The sequence below is a fragment of the Roseinatronobacter monicus genome (assembly GCF_006716865.1).
Classification (GTDB): Bacteria; Pseudomonadota; Alphaproteobacteria; order Rhodobacterales; family Rhodobacteraceae; genus Roseinatronobacter; species Roseinatronobacter monicus.
Map to the genome: position 1 here is coordinate 133,803 of NZ_VFPT01000004.1, position 25,637 is coordinate 159,439.

Below are 25,637 nucleotides of genomic sequence, written 5' to 3' on the forward strand. Positions count from 1 at the left end.
CATATATATGACAGTTAAATTGACTAGATCAGCGTCGCTTTCGGCGACGATAAATCGAGTTTTAAATTAGAAAACGTGGGGTACTGTCGTTTTCATCAAGCACCCAAACCGTGATGGAGTGTGCTTCGCGTTACGAACCAACTCCTAAACCAATGATTCCTACCCCCAGATAGACCCGTGCGGCGCCCAGTTCGCTGTCAGGGATGCGATCTATCTCGGGATAAAATAATTTAGTTCCCTGCGCCGCAAACGCGGCGCAGGGCTGTCGGCAGTAAACCAGCTCAGTTCGGCATGATGCGATAGATATCGCCCTCATCAATCGCGGCATACAGCGCGCCATCCGGCCCAAGAACCAATGCGCGGAAGCGACCTTGCCCCATGGGAAGCGGCATCTCGGTCACATCATTGACTGATTGCCCATCGTCGGCGATGTCAATCAGATCGATCCGTTGCCCGACTGGGGTTCCGCCAAAGCCAATACCCATAAAGCCGACAGCCATGTGGCCTTCCCAGCCCCCCCAATGGTCCCCGATAAGGAACACATTTGCGGTCATGCCTTGCGACAACCCGTTATTGGTCCAGGCTGGTGGCATCGCGTCAGGGAAGCTGTCGAAATCCGTCATAGGCATGTAGGCTGCGCGCTCGGCCGGTTCCATGGCTTCCATTTGCACCGGCTCATAGCCGCAATAGCCATCTGGGCAGTCGCCCCGGCCGGCACGATTGGGCCGCGGATCCCAGCCGCCGTTGCCGCCGGGCACCAGCGCCGTGATTTCGTCCGAGTGCCAGGGCCCATGTTCGGCAGCGATTGGCTGACCGGTTTGAGGATGAAACGCGATGCCCTGAACATTGCGATGCCCATAGGTATAGATGCGCGCGTCAAAACCTTCGGGGGCGTTATTGCCCTCGGCGGCGTTGCCATCGCGGTCGATACGGACCACCTTGCCGCCCAGCAGGGTCGGGCTTTGTGGCACTTCGGCACCGTGGATATCGCCGGTCGTCAGATACAGGTATCCGTCCGGGCCAAAGCGCACGCGTCCGCCGTTATGCGCACCTGGGCCACCAAATGGCTGATCAGACGCTTCGGGCTTGTAGGGGACATCCTCGATCAGGTCCGTACGATCGGATACGTCGCTCAGATCGTTACTGACGACGAAGCGCATAAGGCGGTTCGTGCCCGGCGCCTGCATGCTCGAGGTCGAGTAGACATAGATGAATCGATTGTCATCAAATTCAGGGTCAAGCGCGATGCCCATCATCCCGGCCTGTCCCTCGCAAAACAGGTCATCTGCAGTGGACGCATACCCATCGCTTCCGGTCATCCCCAGAAGCGCGTTCGTCTCGCCCGAAGGCAACAAGACCGACAGTCCAAGGCATTTTTCTGTGTAGAACATGGTGCCGTCAGGCAAGAATGCCATGTCCCACGGGTTGTCCAGGTCGGTCAGGACTGTCTCATAGTCCAGATCCGGGGCGCTTTGTGCAAGAGCGGCAGTCCCGGTCACGCCCAAAGACGTGATCGAGAGGATAGCGGCACATGTTGGCGCGGTGAAGTGTGATCGTTTCATAAGGTTCCTCCCATGATTCTGTGCAGGCCCTCCCAAGCGTGCACCAGCACAGTTTATGCTAAAGGGGAGTAAACCGGTGAATCATTTCTGTCATCTCAATGACAAAAACAGCATGTAAACAATTCTCTGTCTATCAGGCACTAGGCCTGTGTTCGGCTTAAACGCGTTTTTCTGAACGGTCGATCAAGCCGAGGATCTAATTGAAGGTATCGGCGATGTAGGTTGTCAGGAGTTCGATCTCTTCGTCTGTGAGATTCTGTGCAACTGGAAACATCAGCATCGAATTGGGACCGATCGCTTCACCCGCGCGGTATTTTGTAAGCTTTTCCGCAAGCATGGGCGCGCTTATGTTTCGGAGTGTTGGGAAGCTGGCCATGCCGCGCGCCGTCCGGCCGTGGCATTGCGCGCACTCGGCGGAAAACATCTCGGCTGCATCCGTAGCTTCAGCTGTAACCGCTGTAGTCCCTGTGCCTGCAAGCACCGCTGCCGTCAGGCAGATATTTCGCAAAAACATCATGCTCTACTTCCCACCGATATTCCCCAAGTCGCATGCCGTTCGACGTCAAGATCGCCTGATTTTCCCAGTTGATCAAGCGTTTTCCGCACCGCGTGTTGCAGGAGGTCGCGAAAGCGCCCAGAGTTGAGCGGATCGGGCCGGGAGCCCGCAGCATCCTGACCCAGCGCCCCCGTTTTCAGCGCTTGAGACAGACCTGTCGAGCCGGTTCGTTTAGTTACGGCCTGGTTTGCGTTCACGCGCACAGCGGTGGTGCTCGCAATCGGCGGATGGCGGTGAGGATGGCGCGAACCATCGGGCCGGTGACGGCAACCTCGGCCAGTTGGAAGGTGATAGCGCGGGCGTGGCGCACGACGCGGCCTCGGCGTGGCTCAAATTGAGGTAGGCTGTTTTGGTGTAGAAAGTAGGCACCTTGAAGGCTCAGGGCAAAGCAGCAACAGCCCGGCCCCGCTCGCGGGGCTTGCCCATGCTCAAGCCACCCAAAACCGGACGGTCGGCCAAGTTGAGATGCTGCAAGTGCAGTCGGCAGGTCGCAGCCTCACGGACGAAGCCGCTCCGCGGCATTGGTGCTTGCCGCTGATGGCGCGTGACGCCCAGAACGCTGCGCATTTTGCGATCTGACCGACCTGTCTGATGATTGGGGTCTTCTCAATCATCAGACAGGAGGTTTCCATGACAGAAGAGAGAGTTAGCCCGCTGCGCCAGCGGATGATAGAAGACATGCGCATCCGCGGGATGGGCGACAAAGCCCAGAAGTCCCACATCCGGGCCATCAAGGACTTCGCGGCTTTTCTGAGACGATCCCCCGACACGGCGACGCCTGAGGAACTGCGGGCGTATCAGCTGCATATGACAGAGCTCGGCATCGCCCCCCCGACATTTAACGCTCGTATCATGGCGCTGCGGTTTCTTTTTGGCACCACATGCAAGCGAGAGGACATGCACCAGCACATGCAGTTCCGGCGGCAGCCGCGAAGACTGCCCAACGTGTTGAGCGTCCAAGACGTGTCTGCGGTGTTGGCTGCGGCTCCCGGGCCCGGGCTGAAGTATCGCGCGGCACTCAGCATCAGCTATGGTGCCGGGCTCCGGGCCGCCGAGGTATGCAACCTCAAGATCAGAGATATCGACAGCGATCGTATGTTGATCCATGTCGAGCAGGGCAAAGGCGGTAAAGACCGGAAGGTGATGCTATCACCCGGATTACTTGAGCTGTTGCGCGCCTATTGGTGCGAGGCTCGGCCTACAGGCTGGCTTTTTCCGGGTAAGCCCCGGATAAATCCGATCTCACCGCGTCAGTTGAGCCGAACTTTTCTGACCGCTAAGCACTTAGCGGGCGTCACTGGTGCATCCACTCTGCATACACTCCGCCACAGCTTTGCCACCCACCTTCTGGAAGCAAACACCGACGTCCGGGTGATCCAAGTGCTTCTTGGGCATGCCAGTTTGACCACGACCCAGAAGTACGCCCATGTAGCGACACGCTTGATACGTGATACTGTCAGCCCCTTCGAGGCGCTGGCCCAGCTCGGAGACCAATTGGCTCCGCCGACACCGACGCCGGATTAGAACACGCCGAAGGGGCGTGCCTCGGCCCAAGCTGGAGATCGCTGACATATTCCGTGCCTATGGTCCTGCATGGCGGCGGGCCAATGCGGGGCATGTCAGCCTGTCCCAGTTGAAGGTGATGTCAGCGATTGAAGCCTGCCGGACCGAAGCGCTCGGCGGGCACGTGGCCGGGTGCGCAAAGTGTGGCCATCATCACATCAGCTTCAACTCCTGCAAAAACAGGCACTGCCCCAAGTGCCAGGGGCCAGCGGCGCGCGACTGGATGGAGGCGCGCGCCGAGGACCTGCTGCCGGTGGAATATTTCCACGTCGTCTTCACACTGCCAGCTGAGATTGCGCAGATCGCCCATTGGAACAAGAAGGCGGTCTATGGCCTGCTGTTCAAGGCATCAGCAGAAACGGTGATGACCATCGCGGCCGATCCCAAGCGTATGGGCGCGCGGGTAGGCATGACCAGCGTCCTTCACACGTGGGGATCAGCGCTGACCCATCATCCACACATCCACATGATCGTTCCGGGCGGCGGGTTGTCGCCCGACGGCACCAAGTGGGTCGCTTGCCGCCCGGGGTTCTTCCTGCATGTGCGGGTTCTGTCGCGGCTGTTCCGACGCCTGTTTCTGGAGGGACTGATGGATTTGCACCGGGCTGGTCAGCTGACGTTCTTCGGCCATCTCGAACGGCTGGCGCAAGCAGATGCCTTCACAGCATGGCTCGCCCCATTCCGCAAATCCGAATGGGTCGTCTACGCCAAGCCACCCTTCGGCGGGCCGGAGGCCGTGCTGGCCTATCTCAGCCGCTACACCCATCGCGTCGCCATCTCGAATGCGCGCCTGGTCAGCGCCAATGCCGATGCCGTCGCCTTCCGATGGAAGAACTACCGCATCAAATCCGGCGACCGCCAAAAGGTCATGCGGCTGGCCACGCCCGAGTTCATCCGCCGCTTCTTGATCCATGTCCTGCCAGATGGCTTCCACCGCATCCGCCATTACGGCCTGCTGGCCAGTTCAAAACGCAAGGCCAACAGAGGTGGTCGCGGAAATTCGGACCAGTTGCTAAGCTCTGGCAACTGAAGAAGGACGAACAATCGATATGGCGAAACAGAAGCGTTACACGGCAGAATTCAAGGCGAAGGTTGCTTTGGAAGCGATCCGTGAAGAGTTGACGACGGCAGAGCTGTCGAAGAAATATGAAGTACATCCGACGATGATCAACGGCTGGAAACGCACGGCAATTGCCAAGATGGCGCAGTCGTTTGACGCCAAGCCGGTTGGTGAACCAGTGATTTCCGGCAAGGATGTAGAGAAGCTGCACGCCAAGATTGGCCAATTGGTAGTGGAACGGGATTTTTTGGCGGATGCCTCCAGGCTCATTCTCGGGACTGGAGGCAAAAAGCCGTGAAGAAAGATCATCCCAAACTGAGTGTCCGGCGGCAATGCACACTGCTGTCGCTCGCCCGATCGACGCTGTACTATCAGCCCTGCGGTGAAAGCGCGGAAAACCTGAAATTCATGAAGATCATCGACGAGCAATTCCTGAAAACGCCATGGTACGGCTCGCGGCAGATGGCGCGTCATATGCAAAGAGAGGGTCACAAATGCGGCCGCCATCGCGCAAGACGGCTGATGCGGCTCATGCGTTTGGTGCCGATCTATCAGGAACCCAAGACCAGTAAGAAAAACCCCGAACACAAGGTTTATCCATATCTTCTAAAAGATCTGCCCATCACGCGTCCCAACCAGGTGTGGTGTACGGACATTACCTATATCCGCATGCAGCGCGGGTTTTTGTATCTGGTCGCCATCATGGACTGGCACAGCCGCAAGGTGCTGAGCTGGCGGCTGTCCAATACTATGGATGCCGGGTTCTGCGTCGAGGCCTTGAAGGAGGCACTGGCCACCTATGGCCCGCCCGAAATTTTCAATTCGGACCAGGGCAGCCAGTTCACCAGCACCGATTTCACCGACGTTTTGAAAGACGCAAAGGTGAAGATTTCGATGGATGGGCGCGGCCGCTGGATCGACAACCGCATGATCGAACGACTGTGGCGGTCCTTGAAATACGAATGCGTCTTCTTGAACACCTTCGAAACTGGCCGGGAGGCGCGCCAGGGGATCGGCACCTGGATCGCTTATTACAATGAAGAACGCCCGCATTCATCCCACGGCCTGATGACCCCGGACGAAGTTTATGATAATCGCAAACCAAACATGAAACTTGCCGCGTGATAGGAAACCCATGCCAGAGCGCTGCGCGGCATAAAACTGGTCGAAAAACCAGGACCACCTCTAACATCATAAAAATCCGCGCCATGCTCTGCGTTCAGCACCCCGACAAGGCGACACCGGCGCAACCTGAAACAGAGATCATCCCTCTCACACTGCGCGAGCCGTGCCCCTGCTGCGGCGGCCCTATGCGCGTCATCGAGATCTTCCGCCGTGGGCAAAAGCCGATGTCGCGCGCGCCACCACGGGAACAGGCCGCATGACACACCGCCTGTCAGACGCCACAGACAACCACCGGCTGCACCCCGCAGACCCGGCGCAGCCCGTATGCGCTTATCACTTTTCAGCGCAAAGACCCACGGCAAACACGGCAATAGGCACAGCAATACCAGCATATTCGATCGCTTCAATAACCGGCTCAACCGTCACGCGCACCTTCAGCCGGCCTCCTGACACAGCCGTCGCCCCAATCGTGCGCGCACTTTCCCCATAGACTGCGCCAAGACCCCCGCGGCTTCCTCCTTGCGAGGTTTTCCAACGCGGGTCGGGGTTGCGCCAGCGCGAAGTGTTCCGCCGCGACCCGCGTCAGAAAACCTTCATCACAGCTGCCGGTCGGACCGCGTTTCGCATGCTGCACCGCCGCAAGGCGGCTTCGAGCCCACACCGGCCGTTCGCCCTTGACGCTACGCTCACGACAACGATTCGGGTGCGGCGACGTGGCCGGCCCATAGCTGCCGGTCGCTGTCGAATCATGCTGCATAGCGGCATTCACCGAAGCCGCCAGTCGAGCGCCTGTGCCGCAAGATCACGAACGTTTCCCGGCTTCATTTGACTACCCAACGGTCGCTTTCGCACCCTTTCGCGTCGCTGAACCGATCTGAAGCAATCACAATTCAGTTATCTTCGCGATGTCGCCTGAAGCGGCTCCTTGCCGGCTTGATGCCGACTTTCCGCCAGACAATTTCTGGGTAATGGCCGAGCCTTTGATTTTTCCGCCAATGCAGACTTCATTCTGAATACCCCGCATCAACACGGAGAACACAATGGCCGAACACGAAAGTTCAGACGCTCTGAGTCAGCCCGATGGGCCCGCAGAAATCATCCAGACCAATTACCAGATTGGACAGAACAATATCCGACCCTTCGGGCTGGATATCCATGGCCAGGTGTTTCTGATTTCGGGGCTTTCCATCGTGGCCTTTGTCATCGGGACTCTGGCCTTTCAAAACCAAGCTGGTCCGGCCAAAACTCCAAGGCGGGCGGCGGGAAACCGCTGCCTGCAACATATGTTTTCCAATTTCGACCGTCCGAATTATCGCTCCAAAAGCTGGGGAGGGCTTTCCGCATGCGCTTCATTCCATTGGTTCTGTGCCTGTTCCTGATCCCTATCGGGTGGATTTCGACCCTCGCGTGCGGTTGGAATTTCGCGGCACGCAGCTCAGCTCAGACGGCGGACTTCTGGTGAGGCGCGAACTTGATGATGCGCTTGGCCTGTCCAGCTTTGCATCAGCGGCGCTGCGCGACAGCCGCACCGGGAAGAACACTGTCCACCGGCTCGACGGGCTATTCCGGCAGTCGGTCTATGGGCGGCTGCGCGACCACAGACGCCGCTCAGGGCGAAAAACGCTTGTTCAGCTGGCGCAGTCAGGCGATCTTGACGTCAGACGGCAGGCCACTTGGGGAATGTCGGATCGACATTCCCGACACGCCCCATGCGATGCGGGCGCAAATCACCAGAAAACCAGATGCTTTGAACAGTAAATATCGAAGGGGAGGAGACCCGGATGACACTGATCATTACCATTGCCTATCTCAGCGTGCTGGCTTGCGCGCTGTTTGTCCTGCTGCGATGGCCCCGCCTGCGGGTGCAGGGGGAAACGCCGGTGGGGCTGCTGACGCTGATCGCGCTGTTGTTCACTGCCGGTCTGGATATGGGTCTTGTGATGCTGCCCCTGTCGGAATTTCCGGTCTATGAGGCAGATTCGGTCTATGCCTTCTCCAATGCACTTGCGGTCGAGTTCGGCATGTGGGGGCCGTTGGTCTGGCTGATGTATTTCGTGACGACATTCTATTTTGTCGCGCTGGAGCCGCGTCTGAAACTCTTCGAGATCGGTGTGATCAAATGGGTCTACAATCTGACGATCATCGCGACCTGTGCCTTTACCTGCTATCTGTTCATGATCAACCTGCCCGGCTATGCACCCGAATTGTCGCAGGCGGCGATCTGGCTGATCGCAATCGGCGTGATCGCTTTCGCCGTCACCTCATCGGGCGATCTGCGGTTCATGAAATGGCTGGCTATCGTCTCGACCTACGGTTTCGGCGTGCTGGCCTTCGCCGCGCTGGCGGTCGTGGCCTTTGCCTATAGCGGGATCGGGTTCGATGCGCTCTTTGTCAATCTGGGTCTGCTGAGCAATTATTTCGCGCATCTGCCGCGCTTCGCCACGCCGATTTCGGACTATCACGAATTCTATCTTTTCTGGTGGTTCGCCTGGAGTCTGATGATCGGCCAGTTCGTAGCGCGCTTTGTCAGCAATATGCCGATCTGGCAATTGGCGCTGTCCATGGTGTTTCTACCCGCCATTCCTATCGGGCTTTGGTTCAGTGTGCTGTTTATCTATCACCAGAACACGATTGAAATCCCGGTCTGGCTGAACTGGTTCATGATCAGCGTGGGCATCGTCTTCGTGATCAACTCGCTCGACAGTCTGATCCGGCTTTACTCGGCCAATCTGGGCTGGACCCGCGTTGCGCTGGGGGATCGCGGCTATTACCCGCTGCATTTCATGCTGCAACTGGCGCTGGTGGGCGCCTATTTCTTCACCCCGTTCGAGATCCATTGGGTCGGGCTGATTGTGGTGGCAATCTATGCTGCAGCCTATGGGCTGATCGTGATGCGCCGCCAGAAGCTGGCGGGATTGTAGCGCGAAAACTGCGGTGCAGGGACTGCCCGAGTACCGGTTCCCAAGCCGGGCAGTCCCAACCTGCGGCAATACCCATGAGCGCCTCAGCTTCCGTCGATCCAGCCAATCAGGTCAGGCAATTCGCCCAGATCGGCCAGTTGGCGGAATCGCGGATGCGCGCTTGGGGTTTCGGCATTAGTGCCTCTGAAAGTTGAGGTAAAAAATGCTGCAAGTATCGAGCCGGTCGAGAGGAACCACATCAGCGACCGACTGCTTTCGCACAATTCTGCAGACGCAATTCGGCGGCGCGATCAGACCGCTCTCCGGCCCTCCACGTCGATCATGCTGCGTATGCGAGCGGTTTTTGCGGAGATGTATTGAATGACCGCAAAGCGGCCCGTCACAATAGCTTCGTTGCCGCTGTGATACCGCGATGCTCTGCGGGGAAAGGAAAATGCTCGCTCTCGTAGAGTTCGACAAGTTGAGTCAGAGCGTCAAGTTCGTCACCACCAGGCGTTCCGGGTTCCTTGCCCCAAAGCGCGTCAATTCGAGAAAGCGCCGCAGTCAGCTCGTCGTTTGATCGAATTTTCATGCCGCCGAGCCCTTTGTCGCAAGGTGGAAAAGACACTATGCAGGCATGGACGCGTTTCCTTGCGTTTGCCTGTGTCTTATACGGATACCACTTGGCCCCCAAAATGAGAAGATGGAGATGCGCAATCAAGGCTGACTTGAATTGCGCTTGTCCCAAATAGCCATTAGTCTGTTAAGGACAAAATCCGCACCAGCAAAATCAACGGCTTGCAAGGCCAAAATCCGAAGGGGTTCAACTGGGACAGCGCGCCGCCATCTACGCCAGGGTTTCGACTTCTGATCAGTCCTGATTGCTGACGGTCAGCCAGGACAAAAACCATTGGTCAAAATAGGCGGGACAAATACGGTCGATTCCGCTTTGGACAGAAACGCTTGGGTTTTGTCCAGAGCAACTGTCGCGAAAGAGCCCACAGCGGACGGTCAGGGAAAACAAAACTTGTAGTTTATGGTCAGGTATTTACCAATCTGACCATGGATGAACCGCGCGCCTATGTAATTCCGCTTGTAATCTGGCCGGTGCTTGCCGGGGCGCTGATCACGCATTGGTCGGGATTGCATCCCTTTGCCGCTGTCGCATGGGTCTTATGGTTGGTTCTGGCGATGATCGCGCTGCTGGCCCAGACCAGCCCGGGCGGGCGGGCCTATCTGGCGGGCACGCTGCAAACGCGCCATTACACGCAGGTCTATCTCTACGTCGCCCGGCCCCTGAACGACTGGGTCTGGCGGCGGGTGGGGCGGATGCGCGCGGGGCCGGACGGAACCGAGGCCCCGCCGCCCGAGACGACCGCCATCTGGCACCTGCTGCGCGGCGCGCTGACATGGCGGCTGCTGGACCGCGCGCTGCTGATCGCCGTGGCCTATCCGTTGATCGCGCTGATCCTGCCCTGGCTTCTGGGCGGGGATGCGGTGCTGGGGGCGGGGGTGGTGGTGTTTCCGGCGGCGGAATTCTGGCCCGAGCGGGCGCTGGTGCTGGGGCAATTCGTCATCCTGACTGGGGGTTTCGTGGGTCTGACACTGGCGTCAGCCAGCCCGCGGCGGTTCTGGCGAAGTGCCGCAGAATGGCTGCCCCTGATCGCAATCGTATTCGCATCCGCAGGCGTATTCGCAGTCGTAGTCGCAGTCGTAGTCGGAGTCGCATTCGCAGTCTTAGGCGCAGTCGCAGTCGCAGTCGCAGTCGACTGGCTGTGGTCGCGCGGGCGGCGAGGGTGGGCGCTGGCACTGCTGGGGGGCTTCTGGGCGCTGGGGTTGCTGGCCATCGTGCTGTTCCTCGATCTTTCGGCGTTGCCGGTAGACAGCAAGGCCGTCTTCATCTTCCTCGCCGTCCTGCCCCTGATCAACGGCCTTTTTGACGCGCTGTCCTATGCCCTCACCCTCGCCCTGTCGCGCAAGGGGTTGGCCACCCGCTGGGCGCCGCTCTGGGGGCTGATCGACCTTGCGCTTGGGGCAGTGCTGTTCCTCGCCCTTGGCGCGACCATGGTCGCCGTGATCGCGGCGCTGAACGCCATCGGCACCGCGCCGATCTATGATCTGGCCGCGCTGTTCGCCGGGCTGCGCGCCAGTCCGGGGGATTACTGGTGGCTCTATCTGATCCTGTTCTCCACCCTGTTGCCCACCGCGCTGCACCTGCTGATCGCCGCACTGGCGGTGCAGGGCTGGTTCCTGTTCCAGCGCCCCCGCCGCGCCGTGGCGGGCTGGATCGCCGCCGCCCCCACCAGCCACCCGGCGGCAGTGGGCGGGTTTCTGGCGCAGGCCACGATCTGGTGGCTGCCGCTGATCGCGCTGGCCGGGCTGGGCTGGGTTCTGTGGCAGGTCATCGGCACGGCGGCGGGCGCGGCGGGGTTGATCTATCTGGACGCGCTGGAAGGGCTGTCGCGCTGGATCGGCGTTATTTAAATGCGCAGAAACGATTATTGCGCGACCGTCCGCAAGGTCCCGCATTGCTGCCAGTCAGCCAGGACAAAAACCCTTGGTCAAAAATGGTAGGACAAAAACGGTCGTTTACGCCGGCGACACAAACGTATGAGTTCTGTCAAAAGTGAGCTGAAAAGGGAAAACGAAGAGGGTGTGTGAGAAGTACCCAAGAAAGGTCTTTTGACGACTTCTGAGCCCAGGACGAGAGTCCTTGCGGAGCAACTCGGATTTACCCGCGGCAGTCACCAACTGTGTGCCCAAACCCGACTGAGGCGCTGATCACAGCCCCCGAACTCAAAAGTTTGGTCAAGAGATTACTCCTTTCTTGGGTCTAACGGTCCTCCTGGCCGCTGTTTAAGAGCGGTGGCTGACTACTTCCCACATTCAGAACATGGGGTTTACGTGGAAGTTGGGCAAGTACTTGAATTGCAAGTGCCGTTTTTGAGAGATTGAACGAAATCAATGAGCCCTCTCGGTGGACAAAACCCCTTTGCCAAAACGGCCTAGTCAAAAACGGTCGTTTTTGACCGCCCTCCCCGGACCTACGGCATTTCAACGGCTTGACCGAGACAAAACCCCCTGTCAAAACTAACTATGTTTTGGGAGGTTTTTGTCTATGATTTTAGGATACGCCCGCGTCTCGACCAAGGACCAGAACCTCGAAGGCCAGAACGACGCCCTCACCGCCGCTGGGGCAGAACGGATTTTCGCAGATACGATTACTGGAACCGCCCGAGCTCGTCCGGAGTTGGACCGACTACTTAAAGAACTTCGGGCTGGAGATGTGGTCGTCGTTACAAAGTATGACCGGCTCGCTCGCAGTCTAAAGGACCTCCTGCAGATCGTCGACCTGATCCAATCCCACAACGCAGGATTCCGGTCCTTGGGAGAAGATATCGACACGACCACACCTGCCGGTCGGCTGGTATTTCACGTGTTCGCTTCTATTGCCCAGTTTGAGCGCGAGCGGATCGTCGAGCGGACAAAAGAAGGACTACAGGCAGCTCGGAAACGGGGTCGGGTTGGGGGCAGGCCGCCTGTGCTTTCACCAAGCCAGAAGGTTGAGGTGCAACGGATGCGTGATGTGGAGATGCGTTCGGTCCCAGAGATTGCTGCACTTTTCAAGGTTAGCCAGAAGACAGTCCGTAGGGTAACATGAATAATAATGCGATTGGCCAAAAAGAGGGCTATCATGGGTGAGGCGAAGGCAAAGAATAATCTGCGTTTGGAGCGTGAGAAGCTAAGCAAGCGAATTTCAGTTTCGCGCTTCAACCTTCTTGCGATCGGGACCCGCAAATCGCCCGCACCCTATCTGTATGAAGAGGTTGATTACTGGGCTGATCTAGATGAGCGAGTTATCGGCCTAGTCGCCCGTGACGTAACCGATGATGATTACTACTGGTGCCTCTTGGTGCGAGACCGGAACGGCCGCTTCCGATCAGCGGAAATTGACTGTAACCTGCGTTCCGCAGCATACGCCGCTGTCGCGCTGCGTGAGCGGATCGCGAAGGCCGTAACAGAGGACGACCTCGCGCTGCTGGGAACACAAGGCGACGAAACCAACCATCCGACAGACCTTTTGTCCGTTCCGGCGAATTGCAAGCCAGAGGACCTCCACCCCAACTTTAAGCTACTGCTGGAATCTCCTGGTCGCGCGCCCGCGCGGGCCGTTTTCAAGGAACTTGGACCTTGGTTAGCGCCGAGTGATCCACATTTTGTGAAGGAATTTCAAACTAAACAGTTCGACCAGCGCCTTTGGGAGCTTTATCTTTGGGCTACTTTTCGTGAATTGGGCTATGACGTTACGCAACCAGAGGCACCTGACTTCCACATCGTTTCCCCACGCGGTGAGTTTACCGTGGAGGCAACAACTTGCGCTCCGTCCATGGGTGGCGTGCTCGCGGACCACCCTAATCCAAATACGCCCGAAGAGATGAAAGCCTTCCTTGCGAACTATATGCCCATGAAGTTTGGTGGCGCGCTGACCGCCAAGCTCAGGAAGCGTAGCGCCGGAGGCGAGAGCTACTGGGAGCGCGGTCCCGGGGCGGGCAAGCCATTCGTTCTTGCCGTGGCTGATTTTCACAAGCCCGGTGGTGGTGGCGAAATCGGGTCAATGACTTACACTCAAGAAGCACTATGGCTTTATCTATTTGGGCAACGCATGGAGTGGAGCTTTGATAAAGGCGAGCTTACAATTCGAACTGTTAAACTTCTTTGGTTGCCGCCCGTGATGCAAGAGTCTTTTGACCGTTTCTGAGCGTGTGATCGATTGCGTGCTTCTTTCAGGCCTATTCTGAGCGGCGTTTCCAGAAGCCGCGGCCGGTATGGTGATCAGCGGATAGGGTCCAAATCTTGGGGAAGCGCTTTTGGCGCAAAGTTCAACTATGGTTTTCCCAATCCAGATCTATTCGATCGTTGCGCCCATTCAGGTCATTGCACTCTCACACTCCCCTTGGCACCGACGCTTGCAGGTTAAGACATGACACTCATGCCGCGCCCACCAGCGCCGGATCTCTGTAATCCTCATTCTTCGTCAGCATCGCCCAAATCTGGCGAGCCATCTTGTTCGCCAGCGTGATGCCCACCAGCATCTTCGGCTTCATGGCCACTTTCCGGCCGAGCCAGCTGTCATCTGGAATCGTATGACGCGCCCGACCAATGATCCGCGACATCGCCCCGATGATCAGAAGCCGTCGGATATCGACCTGGCCCATCTTGGATAACTTGCCCAATCTGCTCTTGCCACCAGTTGATTTTTGCAAAGGCACCAACCCCAGCCAGGCCGCGAAATCCCGCCCGCAGGAGAACTGCGCCATATCCGGCGCAAACGCCTCCATCGCCAGCGCAGTCATCGGGCCGACCCCTGGCATCGTTTGCAGACGCCGCGCCACGGCGCTTTCTTTCGCGAGTTGCCTGATCAACTTGTCCTTCGCTGTGATGCGTTCTGTCTTCTCAGCAATTTGCGCCAGCAGGTCCTGGCACTCCGTTACGACAAGAGCAGGAAGGTCGCACTCAGGCGCCTCCAACAGTTCGGCGATCCGTTTCACATGGCCAAATCCCACAGGGAATGTGTGCCCGTATTCATAGAGCGTTGAGCGCAAAGCGTTCACCAGCTCAGTGCGCTGATTTACAAGTCGTTCGCGCGCCCGAAATACGACCGCGCGTGCCTGCTGCTGTTCACTCTTCACCGTCGTGAAGTGCATCTCGGGACGCTGCGCCGCCACCACGATCGCCTCTGCGTCATTCCGGTCATTTTTATGGCGTTTTACAAACGGCTTTACGTACTGCGCCGGGATGATCCGCGCCTCGTGGCCCAGCTCCATCATTTGCCGCGCCCAGTAATGCGCGCTCCCACAGGCTTCAAAGACCACAACGCAATTCGGCGCGTCCGCCATGTAGCGCCGAAACTGCAATGGCGTCAGCTTCTTGCGATCTCTCACATGCCCTGTCATCGACGCGACGTGCAGATGAAAAACTCGCTTTGCCAAATCTACCCCGATCATTGTATCGTACATCTCGCCGTCCTTCTCTATTTCTGTGGTCTATAACACCACTCATGTTGGCACTTTGATGCCTCTCGGGGAAGGGCGGCAACCATACCATCTTGACGGGCACATTTACAAAACCAAAACAATTGAAACAGGCTTCTTTGATCTTGAGGGGGCCGAAAACATATCAGCTGTGGTGTTTTCGAATGCTGGAACGCTCGCGAAGTTCGACAGGATGGGTGTCGATGCTGGCTACTCTCCCGACGATCACAAATATATGCGTATGGGCTTCCGTCTTGATCCCAATCCCAACGCGGTGATTGGAACTCTGTTCAGCGAGGAGGTGGTTGCAGACAGTGGCGAACGCTGGTCGGATGAACTGCAGGTATTTCACAACCCCCGCGCGCGGTTTCCTCTGCCTCTGGAGGCGTTTTCAGGCGCGACACAACACCGATTTGAAGAAGGCAAGCACGTCTCTTATTCCAGTGGGACGCCCGTCCTCAGCTCACGGACGATCATCTTGCGGTTGGTGGGAGGCAACGAAGTGGTGGAATCTACGCCTTAAGCCGTGGTTTTCGGTCAGCCTTTTGCAATATGCGCGGGGGATTTTGGGACAATCACCGTCAAATTTGGCGAAGGGATTACAAGTCCGCCTCCGGTCATGACAGCTTGTACCCCATCTCGACCGCTAACTTTCCATAATCATGATCCGTGTAATTGATTTGACTTGTGCTGGCTGAAGCGGAAGTCTTCTTCGCTGCACCGATTGCGGGAAACCGCTTCATGATCATTGCAGCGTCCGTATGTTCTACAGCCTTGACAATGACCAAGCGGTTTTTGGTCATACTAGTCCAGTCGCCAGCAAGATTAGCCTTTAGCCATTCGACCAGAAGACCATAAGGGGTGGGGAGCTTGTTCCCATCCCTATCGAAGAATGGCGCAGCTTTGGGTAGGGACGAGCTTACAGTCGTCGTAAAGGCGGGCGCGGTCGGATGGTCGGCCGTAAACTTGTTCCAGCTCAGTTTTCCCACGATTTCCTCATCTTATGTATGATACAGAACATTATCATATGTATGCATGATATCAATCAAGAAGCCGCTGTCCGGATTCGCCGTCAAGCGCAGAAATTCAGTGGCGGGCCTCAAGGCATGCGCGGACCAGTGCTTCTGCCACGCCGGTTGAATTTTTGGAGGTCATTTTGATCGCCTTCGGAGCGTAGCGGTCCATAATGCCGCTCACTTTGTCTGCCGCTGCCTGACGAAACATCGTGCCACTATCGCGACCCGGCCCAAGCGGAAGCGAAATGTCGAGCACTGTCAAAACCAACAGGTCGTAGTCGCCCACATGCGCCACAGCAATCGCTTCAAGCTCCTGCAAACGACGAGGATCCTCCGAACGCCCGGATAAGTCCAAGGCCGCCCACAAATACCCGAGTGCATCAGGAACAGGGCGATCTACGATTATAACGTCGCTCGACAGTGCCAGCTCAGCTTCTTGCCGCATGCATTCGGCCATGATCCACAACGTACTCTCATAAGTATGATGCATCAAGATTGGGAAACCTAAGTCTCGCGCACGCGTTGCCAAATCTTCAACTTGCCCAACTCTCAGACCTTCGCGTTCGAATGCACGTCGAACCAGTGAAACGAGAGTGGATTTGCCTGTCGAATGGGTACCGGCAACTCCTATTTTGAATGGCCTTTTCATCATAACAGACTTCCTTGCGATGGGTTCAACAGATCGCAGTCAATTAGTACCGAATTCCTTCGTTCTTCTGGAAGTGACGTCACCAGCTCAATGAATAGCAAGGCGGTGAGGACAGAGTCGTAAAGCGCAGAATGATGTTTCTTCCCGCTTATCCGTGAAGCCTGCTCTGTAAGTTCGAAATGTTGACCCAGTTTCTCGAGGCCGTACGACTGTAGGCCTGGACAAACCGACTTCGCCAACTTCAATGTATCGATGGCCATTGCTGGCTGCCAGTCTGGAATCGCGTTTGAAATGGCGTCCAGCTCGACTCTGACGTTGTGCCCAATGATGCGGGCTCCGTCTGTCCAAGTCATTACATCATCGGCGATGTCGTCAATGTCGGGGGCGTCGGCCACATCGCTGTCAGTGATCCCGTGAATACGTGTCACGGCCGGGGAGATGGGCACTTGGGGACGAACGAGCCATTCCATCTGCTTGGACTGTAACTCTAGATGGGCTAAACCCACCAGCGCGATCTCCACGATCTCCGGTGGTGATGCACCATTTCCCTCGACATCCATAACCCAGAATCTTTCCAGAGCTAGGTCCATCCCAAGTCAGCCTTTCCGTGTCGGCCATAATGATGCGGTTGAGCGCGGTCATGCACCTGGTAGTTCAAAGTATGCTGCATGAAATACCTCTGCTGTTCAGCGCTTCCCGCGACCTCGACCCGCCGCCCATCGATAGTCACAGTAGCGGCGTCTAATCCCACCGCGTCGGCCAATCTCGCAACAACATCGGCGGATGGTGTTTTGTGAGCGGCAGCGCAAATTTCACGCTGATGCAAAGGACAAATGTCGCAGATCTCGCGGATCCCAAAGTGACCGTTGTAGTCTGCTACGCCGTGCACATACGCCACGCCGCATGAGGTCTTTCGGAAGATTGGCGTCCCGTCGAAAGCTTCGAGAATATTTGCCTCCACTTGCTCCGGCAGGATCTTTCTCCGTGCGGCATCGTCATATAAATCAGGCACACCTATCGAAGCAAAGTAGCTCCTGATTTCCTCGCGGTAGAACAGACCTGTAAAAACAGTAGCATGAGCTACTCCAGCGAGTTCTTTTGCTCGGGCGAGATTGTCCGGGCCATCATTCACGCCTGCAATTATTGGTCTCCAATAGAGAATGCAGCGCAGGCGTTTGGCATGCAGTGCCAAGGTTCGGATCGATGCCTCGGCAATCGCGCTGTCGACGGGCTCTATACGTTTGTCGTCAATGCCGGACCATGTGACCAGCACGGTTAGCTTGATATTTTTCAGGCCATTCATCCGCTCGACATCGTCTGGCAGGACATGCCATCGGGTGATTACCAAAACGGGATTGCTGAACCCGCGTCGGTCAAGCTCCTCGAGGCACGCGAACAGGTGATCCTTGACTCCAGGAAGAAAGGGATCAGTTGCGCGGTTAAATATCTGTATCGGCGTTGTACCGGCTCGGAACGCCCAGTGAGAAATCAATGCATCGACCGCTTGCTCGTCGGGCATCACCAGATGCGGCTTCTTCATGTCAAAGTTGCCGAAAAGGTGCCGAACACAGTAGCCGCAATCTAAGGGACATCCGACCACGTGATTGAGGCTCAAGCCGGACTTTCTGTAGTCCACAACCTGCTTGAGCTGCTCAGGCAGGTTCGGGCCTGCGATCCTAATTTTACTCATATTGAATAATTACTCCATAAAGGCTCTGACCGCCTAGTCTGTTTGGAAGGGCTTTGGGAGTCCTGTGGTTGACGGAGACAGACAATCCCCATCGGCCAGTTCAGTCTGATAGGCCCCATCGGAAGGTTTCTTCGTAAAACCACGCTAAGGGAGAACATATAAGAAACATCGCTTTTGGGGGCACGTCCATCAAACGGCGGCGATGAATTTTGGGACGCTGAGGAAATAGAGACGGTTTTAGGGACGCCATGAGGGCCTTTTCTAGGGCGCAGCCCGCTTCCGAGGCAGCCGCCTCTAAAGCGAGCGTTTTGTGGACTGGCAGAGTCGCGGACTCAACTCCTGGAAATCCTCCATTATCGCCGTGATGGAATAAAGTGTTGATAAGTTTCATGTATTTCGCGTTCTCCCTGAAAAGAGTTCGCTAAAAGTTCCTTGTTAACTTGGTTTTACGAAGAAACCTTCCGATGGGGCCTCACCGTGCGGGCGGCCAAGGACTGATTCGCGCGCCACCGCTACATCCTCTCCCTAGCCGGCAACGACACTGGTTACAATTTCCTCATCGCCACCAACCTCGGCGCGCTGGTGCTGAAGGAGTAAGACGGCTGGGAACTTCTACAACTCGGTGTTCCGCCCCTGGGAGCACTACGTGCCGCTCGCTCCGGAAGCGACAGATGACGAAGAGCGCCTCGACTTGGCGCGCAGCCATCCCGCGGAGGCGCGCGAGATCGCCGCCAATGCCCGCCCCGCCTGGTTCACGCTGGTGGCGGAGGGCTATGAGCGGCCAGGGCGCTCGCCGTCGGTTTGGCCGGCCGCTGCTCCTGTCGGCGCCGGTGGCGTTCAGCCGTGGGCGTGCAGGCTCATCACGTTGTCCGGCTGTGGCGCGAGGTCGAACCGCTGCGTCTCGATCCGCGCCGCCCGTCCGAAGATCTTGCGCAGTTCGCGCCGATGCCGCTCGATCAGCTCCCAGTCCTCCAGCGATGCGGTGTAGATGTCGATCAGCTCGCCGTCAAAGCCGCGACGGCGCATGCGGCGCTGAAGATAGCGCATCTGGTCGGGCAGGTCGGCGAGCAGGCGCGCGGTCCGGGTCACGTCGGCGCGCAGGTTGTAGGCCGAGGCGAAACGGCGCAGGGCGCTGATGATCTCGGCGGTCTCGCGGCTATCCTCCTCGGTCGGGATGACCAGCACCGAGTTGAAGAACGCCTCGACGACATTGCCGGACCCGTTGCGCCGGTAGCTCTCCGGCGTATCCCAGATGAAGTTCTCCATTATCGCCTCGGTGGTCTCGAGTTGGCCGATCTCGTCCGCAGTCAGGTTGCCGCCACGCAGCCGCCCCGCGAGGTGGGCGGTGGCGGCGCCGGACATGTCGAGCGCCAGCGCCACGAGGCCGAACAGCAGCAAATACCATCCGCCGACGTCGGGAATGCGGTTGGCCCCGAAACTCAGCGCCGAACGGAACTGCCACATCGCGGAATCGACGAGCGAGGCCTGGCGGAACACCGGCGGCGAGACCGGCAACGCGACATTGGCCCGTGCCGAGTCAAGCAGGGTGTCGAGCACGGGCACCATCGTCGGGGCACCGCGCGGGCAGAGTATCTGCCGGCCGTCCTGAACGAACCCGCCGCCATTGTAGCCGGCCTCGAGCGCCTCGGCGGAGGCCAAGATCGACAGCCGCGCCGGGTCGGAAAGGACACCCTGCGCGATTTGGTAGGCGCCGTCGACCGCGGCCTGTTCGCTCGCGCCGCGAATGGCTCGGAGCGCCTGGCCGGCCTGCTGGCGGAGGGTGGCCGCATCTGCGGCGATCGCGGCGGTGGCGGTTGCGTGGCTCGCGATTAGCGCCGCGATAGGGCCGTTGCCCGGGCGGCTGTCGACGCATTGCCCACCGACGCGCGCCTCGACCGCCGAGCGCGCGCCCGCCACGTCGGCCAGCCGCCGGGCATCGATCTCGATCTTCGCGAACGATGCTTCGAGGTCACGGATCGGTGCGATCAGCGGCGCCTGCACCTCGTCGTTCATGGCGCGTTGTAGCTCCGGGCCGAAGCGCATGTACACCATTGAGCTGAACGAGAACCAACTCGACAGCAGGATCACGGCGAGGCCAGCGGCGAGCGCCAGTTCGCGGAAACGCGGCTTAACGTCGATGTCAACATGGCTCGCCAGCCCGGCGCCGGGCTTCTCGGTCTTACCCGCTTGGGCGCCGGCGTAGTGGAAGAGGTTGAAAGCGCCGAAGGTCAGCGCGCTCGTCGTCACCAGCGCGATGGCAAGGGCCGAAACGGTGTCAGGCATCGACGGGCGCAGCGAGAAAAAGACACCGGAGCCGGTGAGCGCCGTCGAGAAGGACCAGAAGATGATACTCGGAATGCGGGCAGCGATGCTGCTGCGGGGGCCGATGGCCCGGGATTTGGGGGCAAGACTCATAGGGGTACTCCTTGTGACATGGGGTGGCGGCGCACTACCGCTCGGCCGAATCGGCGTTTTCGTGGGGACCGGGGGTGGCGATGTGGAATGGCCGCGAAGAGGTGCGCGCGGGTTCGAGCGGACGACCGCTCGAATAGGCACCCGGGCAGCGGAACGCGGCCAGTTGTTCCTGCAGCCGGTCATCCCCGGTGAGAGAAGCCTGCATTTCCAGAAGGTTGCATTTCAACTCGAAATGCGGCGCATTGGCACCGTGGGTCTGCAGACTCACGATCCAGCGCGTCCGCCAGTCGATGTAGTAAAAACTGACGATGAGGACGACAGTCGTTGGCGCCAGCACCGCGAAGATAGGCAACACTTTTGCCGCCATGTGGCTGAGCCGGTCGAACCATTTCGCTCGTTCCGGTTCCGGACGCTGCTGCGCCGGCTCCGTTTCCGGCTCCCGCCCCCCCGGCGCGGGCGGTTCGGGAAACCAGTAGCGCATCGTGGCGGTCGCCAGCACCGGATCCTCGGATTGGACCTCGGGTCGGCGAAGGTCTACGCGGGTCAGTTTCGTGGCGCTAGTGGTCGCCAAGGCGGGGGCATCCCCAAGGGCGGCGATCGCCCCCGGCTCGATCATGTGGATTTTCAGGTCGCCGTTGGACATGGGCACCACTCCCTTCGGGGCCGCTTGGCTGCCAATCAACCCGACTCGCCCCCGAGACACGAATGATCTATGTTACGTATGATTTAAGTAAAAAAGCAACATTAAAGTTGCGAATGAGTACGTACTGAAGCTGAATGATGGTAAATCCATTATTTTTGACAAATTCTGTCTCTCATGGCCCCTGTTTCGGCTTGATATTCCAAGGATATAGACGGTCCTTACGCAAATTTGCGGGGCGCGCTGCGGAGACCCGTCCCGAAAGCACACCTGCTCCGGGTCAGCCTCAGGCTGTGAGACTGCACATCAGACCTCTCCACCCTATTGTTCGTATTCTTTCCTCATTCGAGGTCTCAAATGCAGCCATCGTAAGTCCCGGCGCCGCATCCACAGGCAAGCGACACGCGCAATTTTGGCAAGAGGGGGTAAATTCGGCTCGCATTGCGTGGGACACAGCATCGCGCGCCGGCCCGACTCACGCGGGGACCCGGCAGGTCCGTGCAAATGCATGCTGGCCGGCAGGGCGCCACCAGGCCACCGCACCGGATTCGGCGCGGCAGCTCGCCCGATGTGTGGAAGAAACTCGGGGGCGGGTCAGGCCGCCTGGTACATGTATTTCAAACGGTTGCGTTCGGCCTCGTGCTTGGAGGGGAATATCTCCGACAGCGCCGGCAGGTCCGGCTCCTTGCTGCGGGCGAAGCGCTGCTGGAGCGCCTTGAGCAGCACCGGGTCGAGGTCATTCAGCGTCGGCCGGTCGAGGCATTCCATACCCCGCTGCAGCCACGGCCCGTAGGTTCTGAGCAGGAATGCATAAGGGTCGCCGTCCTTGCGAACGCCGCGGTAGGTATGCCGCGGCGCGGTTTCCAGCAGCGGCACGCCTTCCGGCCCGTGGGCGGCGGCGGCCCTGTCGTTAGCGTTCGTGCCGACAAGCTCCGAGATCACAGTTCCGAGCTGCGACAGCAGATCACCGTTCGTGCCGCTCAGCCGCGCCGTGTTCACCGCGCTGATGATGATGTTGAGGGTTCGCATTTCATCGTCGGTCAACCGCATGGTGCTCAGGGTGCTTAACATGATGTTGAGCTCGCGCAGCACCGAGGCACTCATATGCATCATTTCGACGGTCGAAATGAGGCGGCTGACCTCGTTACCGATATCTTGGCCAAAGCTCATCAGGTCTTCGACGGCCCGCAGCGCCCGGTCCCGATCCCGGTTGCGCGTTAGCCCCTCGTCCCGATCCGCATCCGCGCCTACCTCGCCCTCCCTCGTTTCCTGCGTTTTGGCCGATGGCACGGCAAGGTCTGGATTCGGCATGTCGGTCCTCTCGCGATAGAATCATTCACCCCGGCGTGGCGTATTCCGCCCCAAGGATTCGAAGAACGAGACCTTAATGCTCCCTTGAGCTCGCTTTGGCAATGGCTCATCTCCTTTTGAGCTCCTTTTCGCGCAAAGCGTAGCCGTGTAACGAGCGCAATGCGCCGTGTTTCACCACATCCTGGAACGATCGCGAAGACTTCCCGTCCCAGGGCTGGTGCGCCATGAACAGCCGGTTATCTTGGATCGCCCATGAAATCCATGCCTGGGAGTTCTTCTGCTCCGGGTTGACTTCCACACTGTTGTCGTCGGGGCGTTTCGCCGTGGTCACCGAGAATGTGGGGAAGCCGAAGGGGGAAAAGGTCTCAATCCCGAGCAGGCCTCTGTTGATCTTGTTGATCGCCGTATGCGGATCGATGCGGCCTTCTTTCGTTAAGTAATGTTCCTTGAACAGGTCCGAGACCTTTTCCTGCGCCAGTACCCAGAGATAGCGGTCGAAGAGCTGGTAGTTCTTGTGCCGGTGGTCGGTCGCGAACTTGAAGTATGCCTGCCAGTAGCGCTCATCGGTGAAGGTCAGATCGCGCGGCGGGGCATAGGCACCGTGGATCGAGACTCCCCAGACCGCCCCCCGCATCTTAATCGGCACAAGGATGGCGACCAGACGTTCGGGATCGAAGGGTTTGCCCTTATCGCCCCATCCCACCGTTTCGCTCAGCATGTAGTAGAAGATCGCGACCCGGAGCGCGTCGTGGCGCAGGGGCTCGGGAATATCCTCCCAGTTCTGGATATCCAGGTCGTCGAGGTCGCCCAGGCGGTCGAGCCCGCCGCCCTGGAACAGCGGGTTGGTGTGGATCAGGCCGGTGTGGTAGACTGGGTCGACAAGGCTCCGGGCCTCGCTCCCGACCCAGGAGGCGAGGATATTGATGCATTTTCCAAGACCACCCTTGGCTTTGATTATCCGCCAGAATTCCTGGTCGATCACGGCGAGGACCTTGGGATTGGCAAAGCTCTCGCCGCCGGTATCGACGATGTTGCGAAACAGCCGCCGCGACCTGTTCGGGCCTTCGAAGGCCTTGGCAAAATCGCTCGCCCTGCTATCGCCGGCCTCGCATCCGGCCGCTTTGAGCGTATTGAGCACAGTGGAAAAAGTGTGCCTGATCTGGTGTGGAACCAGAATGGAGGTGTCGTAGAGGTAGCCGCTGCCGTCGATGTCGTGCCGGTAATCTCCGGGCTTGCGGCAGAACACCCGGAAGGCCACGAACATGTTTGGTAGCGTTTGCAGGCTCTTGGGCTTCTGGCAGTCCGCAGTACGCATCATTTTCGAGGCCAGATCGATCCCGGCAGTGCTGTTTAGGAGCACCGAGCCGAAGGTACGTTCGAGTTCCGTCTTCCACGTATCGGCCTCGCCGCGTCCAGCGCGCCCGCCGATCGCTTCCAAAACGCGTTCCAGTTCCGCGTTGCGTTGCGCCCAAGTCTTCTGCTCGTTTTGGAGCCGTTCGAGAGATGTCTTCAGGTATGAGCCGGCGCCATGCACGAACTCCTGCCCGAATACGTCCCACTTGAACTGAAAGAAATAGTCCGCGCAGCTTGCGATGTAGCGCTCCGGCGTGTCGATCAACGGGGGATCCGCCCGAAACGCCGCATCGTCCCTGGTCCAGACTGGAAAGACCGACATAGAAGCCGGAACCAGGCGAAAGCTCGAGGATTTCGTTTCCATGTGGAAGACCGCTACATGGTACGCCGGATTGTCAAGGACGTGCGGGAAGAGCCGGAAAACGTTCTGGTTCGGCCCCGGTTCGGTGCAGGGCTTCAGATTCTCCAGAGTCTCGACGAAAGCCGCCTCGTGACGCTTGTCCGAGCAGAAATGGACCACTAGCGAGAGGGAGCCGTTCGGGTTTTGCCGGAAGACCGCGAAATTCAGGGGATATTGAGCCAGCGCTATGAAGCTGTTCAGCACCTCTTCGAAATAGAAATCGGTTGCGCTCTTTGCGGCGAAGAACGATTTCAGCGCCTCGGCCCGCGCGTAGTGCGCCCGGGTTTCGATGACGTGGGGCTTGATCGAGGTGCCGACGATATCTTTCTGCCAGGCGACATTGTTTCGCCCCCACCCATCCGTCTGTGTCATTCCAGCCCCTATACAACATCACGGGATGATAGAAGAAACTCCCGAATATCCGCAATAGCCGTTTTGGTTGCCCTGCGGCCGAATGTCTCTTCCCGCACGGGTGCCGGCATGGAGCGGGCGCCCGGCGGGTTGCCTCCGTCCCACAGAATGCGCAAGACGCGCGAGAGAGGCGTGCCACGGCCCGTCCGTGCAGCCGCTGGTGCCCGCAGTGGGACTCGAACCCACACGGCCGAAGCCTGGGGATTTTGAGTCCTAACATAACCATGGTAAGTAGCTTTCTTGGCTTACTTTTTCGCAACCCGTTTCATAAATGTGTAAGTACTTGTGCAATACCGGTATCCTATGAGCCCAGTCCGGCAACCACCCATCGATCCAGACCGATCTTGACCCTTCCCAGGGGGTACGAACCCCGTGCCTCATAGGAAGTACCCCCTGCTGAACGCGCTAAACGCTTATCAGCGCAGGGCCTTTTCGCCCCTCGACAGTCGGTGGCGACGGGTTGGGTGCGCCGGGGAACCCCGGCGCACCCAACGACTCCGCGAAACGCGGAAAACCAAAAGAAGGGTCTCCAGCTGGAGACCTCACCGTTTCCTCTCTGCCCTGGGTGCGGGCTATCGCCCGCACCTGGGCAGCTCGGCAACGAGGCCCTGTACGCACGAAGGTGGTCAAAAACGGCCACATTTTCATGAGAGCTCGGTTTTACGCTTGATGCGGTCGATTGTAGCGACGCCGACGTTGAAGTGGCGGTCGATGGCCCGGATGGGCTGACCGTCTTTGAGCATGGCTCTGACCTGATCTTGTTGATGTGGTGTCAGCTTCAGCTTGCGTCCGAACTTCACGCCCCGCTTTTTGGCGGAGGCCCGCCCTTCCTCGGTACGCTCATTGATGATGTTGCGTTCAAGCTCAGAAAGTCCAGCAAAAACAGTGAGTAGGAACTTTCCGGCGTTGTTGCATGGATCCTACGGTTTCTGTTAGGAGGCCGTTTCCCTGATC

At 58.5% G+C, this 25,637-nt stretch carries 21 protein-coding genes and 4 pseudogenes; 11 read left to right on the top strand and 14 right to left on the bottom strand.

What is annotated here, in order from left to right:
* Window positions 1–281: 281 nt before the first annotated feature.
* Together BD293_RS20510 and BD293_RS20515 are read right to left on the bottom strand one after the other, a co-directional pair.
* Complete coding sequence (locus tag BD293_RS20510) at window positions 282–1,562, bottom strand: PQQ-dependent sugar dehydrogenase (protein WP_142085509.1); 1,281 nt, start codon at window positions 1,560–1,562, stop codon at window positions 282–284.
* A gap of 196 nt (window positions 1,563–1,758) precedes the next feature.
* Window positions 1,759–2,079 (bottom strand): c-type cytochrome, encoded by a 321-nt coding sequence (locus BD293_RS20515; protein WP_142085511.1) that lies wholly within the window; start codon window positions 2,077–2,079, stop codon window positions 1,759–1,761.
* Window positions 2,080–2,748: 669 nt separating this feature from the next.
* Between BD293_RS20515 and BD293_RS20520 the strand changes: the two genes are divergently transcribed.
* From BD293_RS20520 to BD293_RS20550, 7 genes and pseudogenes are all read left to right on the top strand, one after another.
* On the top strand, window positions 2,749–3,642 hold the full coding sequence (locus BD293_RS20520; protein ID WP_142085513.1) for a tyrosine-type recombinase/integrase: 894 nt from the start codon (window positions 2,749–2,751) through the stop codon (window positions 3,640–3,642).
* A 16-nt stretch (window positions 3,643–3,658) separates the two neighbouring features.
* Window positions 3,659–4,663, top strand: a pseudogene (locus BD293_RS20525) (IS91 family transposase); the annotation flags it as partial.
* A gap of 67 nt (window positions 4,664–4,730) precedes the next feature.
* A protein-coding gene (locus tag BD293_RS20530; protein WP_246086208.1) for an IS3 family transposase occupies window positions 4,731–5,866 on the top strand; the annotation gives its coding sequence in 2 pieces (ribosomal slippage) (window positions 4,731–4,998 and window positions 4,998–5,866; 1,137 coding nt in all).
* 59 nt (window positions 5,867–5,925) lie between these two features.
* A pseudogene (locus BD293_RS23640) lies at window positions 5,926–6,126 on the top strand (IS91 family transposase); the annotation flags it as partial.
* A 780-nt stretch (window positions 6,127–6,906) separates the two neighbouring features.
* The gene (locus tag BD293_RS22980; RefSeq protein ID WP_211841104.1) at window positions 6,907–7,245 is read left to right on the top strand and encodes a hypothetical protein; all 339 of its coding nucleotides are present in this window, start codon (window positions 6,907–6,909) and stop codon (window positions 7,243–7,245) included.
* Window positions 7,223–7,456: pseudogene (locus BD293_RS20545) on the top strand (transposase); the annotation flags it as partial. The gene BD293_RS22980 and the pseudogene BD293_RS20545, both read left to right, overlap by 23 nt.
* A gap of 191 nt (window positions 7,457–7,647) precedes the next feature.
* Window positions 7,648–8,787 (top strand): BCCT family transporter, encoded by a 1,140-nt coding sequence (locus BD293_RS20550; protein ID WP_142085515.1) that lies wholly within the window; start codon window positions 7,648–7,650, stop codon window positions 8,785–8,787.
* Between the two features lie 379 nt (window positions 8,788–9,166).
* Here BD293_RS20550 and BD293_RS20555 read toward each other — a convergent pair whose 3' ends face one another.
* The gene (locus BD293_RS20555; protein WP_142085517.1) at window positions 9,167–9,358 is read right to left on the bottom strand and encodes a hypothetical protein; all 192 of its coding nucleotides are present in this window, start codon (window positions 9,356–9,358) and stop codon (window positions 9,167–9,169) included.
* A 470-nt stretch (window positions 9,359–9,828) separates the two neighbouring features.
* On the opposite strand from BD293_RS20555, the gene BD293_RS20560 reads away from it, so the two are divergent.
* The 3 genes from BD293_RS20560 (at window position 9,829) to BD293_RS20570 (ending at window position 13,525) form a co-directional block, all read left to right on the top strand.
* Window positions 9,829–11,250, top strand: coding sequence for a hypothetical protein (locus tag BD293_RS20560; RefSeq protein WP_142085519.1), 1,422 nt, complete (start codon window positions 9,829–9,831; stop codon window positions 11,248–11,250).
* 634 nt (window positions 11,251–11,884) lie between these two features.
* Complete coding sequence (locus tag BD293_RS20565) at window positions 11,885–12,427, top strand: recombinase family protein (protein WP_142085521.1); 543 nt, start codon at window positions 11,885–11,887, stop codon at window positions 12,425–12,427.
* 33 nt (window positions 12,428–12,460) lie between these two features.
* The gene (locus tag BD293_RS20570) at window positions 12,461–13,525 is read left to right on the top strand and encodes a hypothetical protein (protein ID WP_142085523.1); all 1,065 of its coding nucleotides are present in this window, start codon (window positions 12,461–12,463) and stop codon (window positions 13,523–13,525) included.
* Window positions 13,526–13,754: 229 nt separating this feature from the next.
* Here BD293_RS20570 and BD293_RS20575 read toward each other — a convergent pair whose 3' ends face one another.
* On the bottom strand, window positions 13,755–14,783 hold the full coding sequence (locus BD293_RS20575; protein ID WP_142085525.1) for an IS110 family RNA-guided transposase: 1,029 nt from the start codon (window positions 14,781–14,783) through the stop codon (window positions 13,755–13,757).
* Between the two features lie 52 nt (window positions 14,784–14,835).
* Between BD293_RS20575 and BD293_RS20580 the strand changes: the two genes are divergently transcribed.
* Window positions 14,836–15,321 carry a hypothetical protein gene (locus BD293_RS20580; protein ID WP_211841099.1) on the top strand — a complete coding sequence of 162 codons (486 nt, stop codon included), beginning with the start codon at window positions 14,836–14,838 and terminating at the stop codon, window positions 15,319–15,321.
* Between the two features lie 94 nt (window positions 15,322–15,415).
* Here the strand turns inward: BD293_RS20580 and BD293_RS20585 are convergent, their stop codons facing one another.
* The 10 genes and pseudogenes from BD293_RS20585 to BD293_RS23385 all read right to left on the bottom strand — a co-directional run.
* Window positions 15,416–15,787, bottom strand: coding sequence for a hypothetical protein (locus BD293_RS20585; RefSeq protein ID WP_142085529.1), 372 nt, complete (start codon window positions 15,785–15,787; stop codon window positions 15,416–15,418).
* 97 nt (window positions 15,788–15,884) lie between these two features.
* Window positions 15,885–16,466: an AAA family ATPase gene (locus BD293_RS20590; protein ID WP_142085531.1), complete on the bottom strand. Its 582-nt coding sequence runs from the start codon at window positions 16,464–16,466 to the stop codon at window positions 15,885–15,887.
* Entirely contained in the window at window positions 16,463–17,053 is a 591-nt protein-coding gene (locus BD293_RS20595) for a 3'-5' exonuclease (protein WP_142085533.1), read from the bottom strand. Before BD293_RS20595 ends, BD293_RS20590 begins: the two co-directional genes overlap by 4 nt.
* Entirely contained in the window at window positions 17,044–18,003 is a 960-nt protein-coding gene (locus BD293_RS20600; protein ID WP_246086425.1) for a radical SAM protein, read from the bottom strand. Before BD293_RS20600 ends, BD293_RS20595 begins: the two co-directional genes overlap by 10 nt.
* A gap of 987 nt (window positions 18,004–18,990) precedes the next feature.
* Complete coding sequence (locus BD293_RS23245; RefSeq protein ID WP_246086426.1) at window positions 18,991–20,568, bottom strand: hypothetical protein; 1,578 nt, start codon at window positions 20,566–20,568, stop codon at window positions 18,991–18,993.
* A gap of 34 nt (window positions 20,569–20,602) precedes the next feature.
* On the bottom strand, window positions 20,603–21,211 hold the full coding sequence (locus tag BD293_RS20610; protein WP_142085539.1) for a hypothetical protein: 609 nt from the start codon (window positions 21,209–21,211) through the stop codon (window positions 20,603–20,605).
* A 591-nt stretch (window positions 21,212–21,802) separates the two neighbouring features.
* The gene (locus BD293_RS20615; protein ID WP_142085541.1) at window positions 21,803–22,519 is read right to left on the bottom strand and encodes a hypothetical protein; all 717 of its coding nucleotides are present in this window, start codon (window positions 22,517–22,519) and stop codon (window positions 21,803–21,805) included.
* Between the two features lie 106 nt (window positions 22,520–22,625).
* Window positions 22,626–24,644: a hypothetical protein gene (locus tag BD293_RS20620; RefSeq protein ID WP_142085543.1), complete on the bottom strand. Its 2,019-nt coding sequence runs from the start codon at window positions 24,642–24,644 to the stop codon at window positions 22,626–22,628.
* 683 nt (window positions 24,645–25,327) lie between these two features.
* A complete protein-coding gene (locus BD293_RS23250; protein ID WP_170207266.1) occupies window positions 25,328–25,483 on the bottom strand; it encodes a helix-turn-helix domain-containing protein in 156 nt (51 codons plus the stop codon).
* Between the two features lie 9 nt (window positions 25,484–25,492).
* Window positions 25,493–25,582 (bottom strand): annotated as a pseudogene (locus BD293_RS23385) (recombinase family protein); the annotation flags it as partial.
* Between the last annotated feature and the right edge of the window lie 55 nt (window positions 25,583–25,637).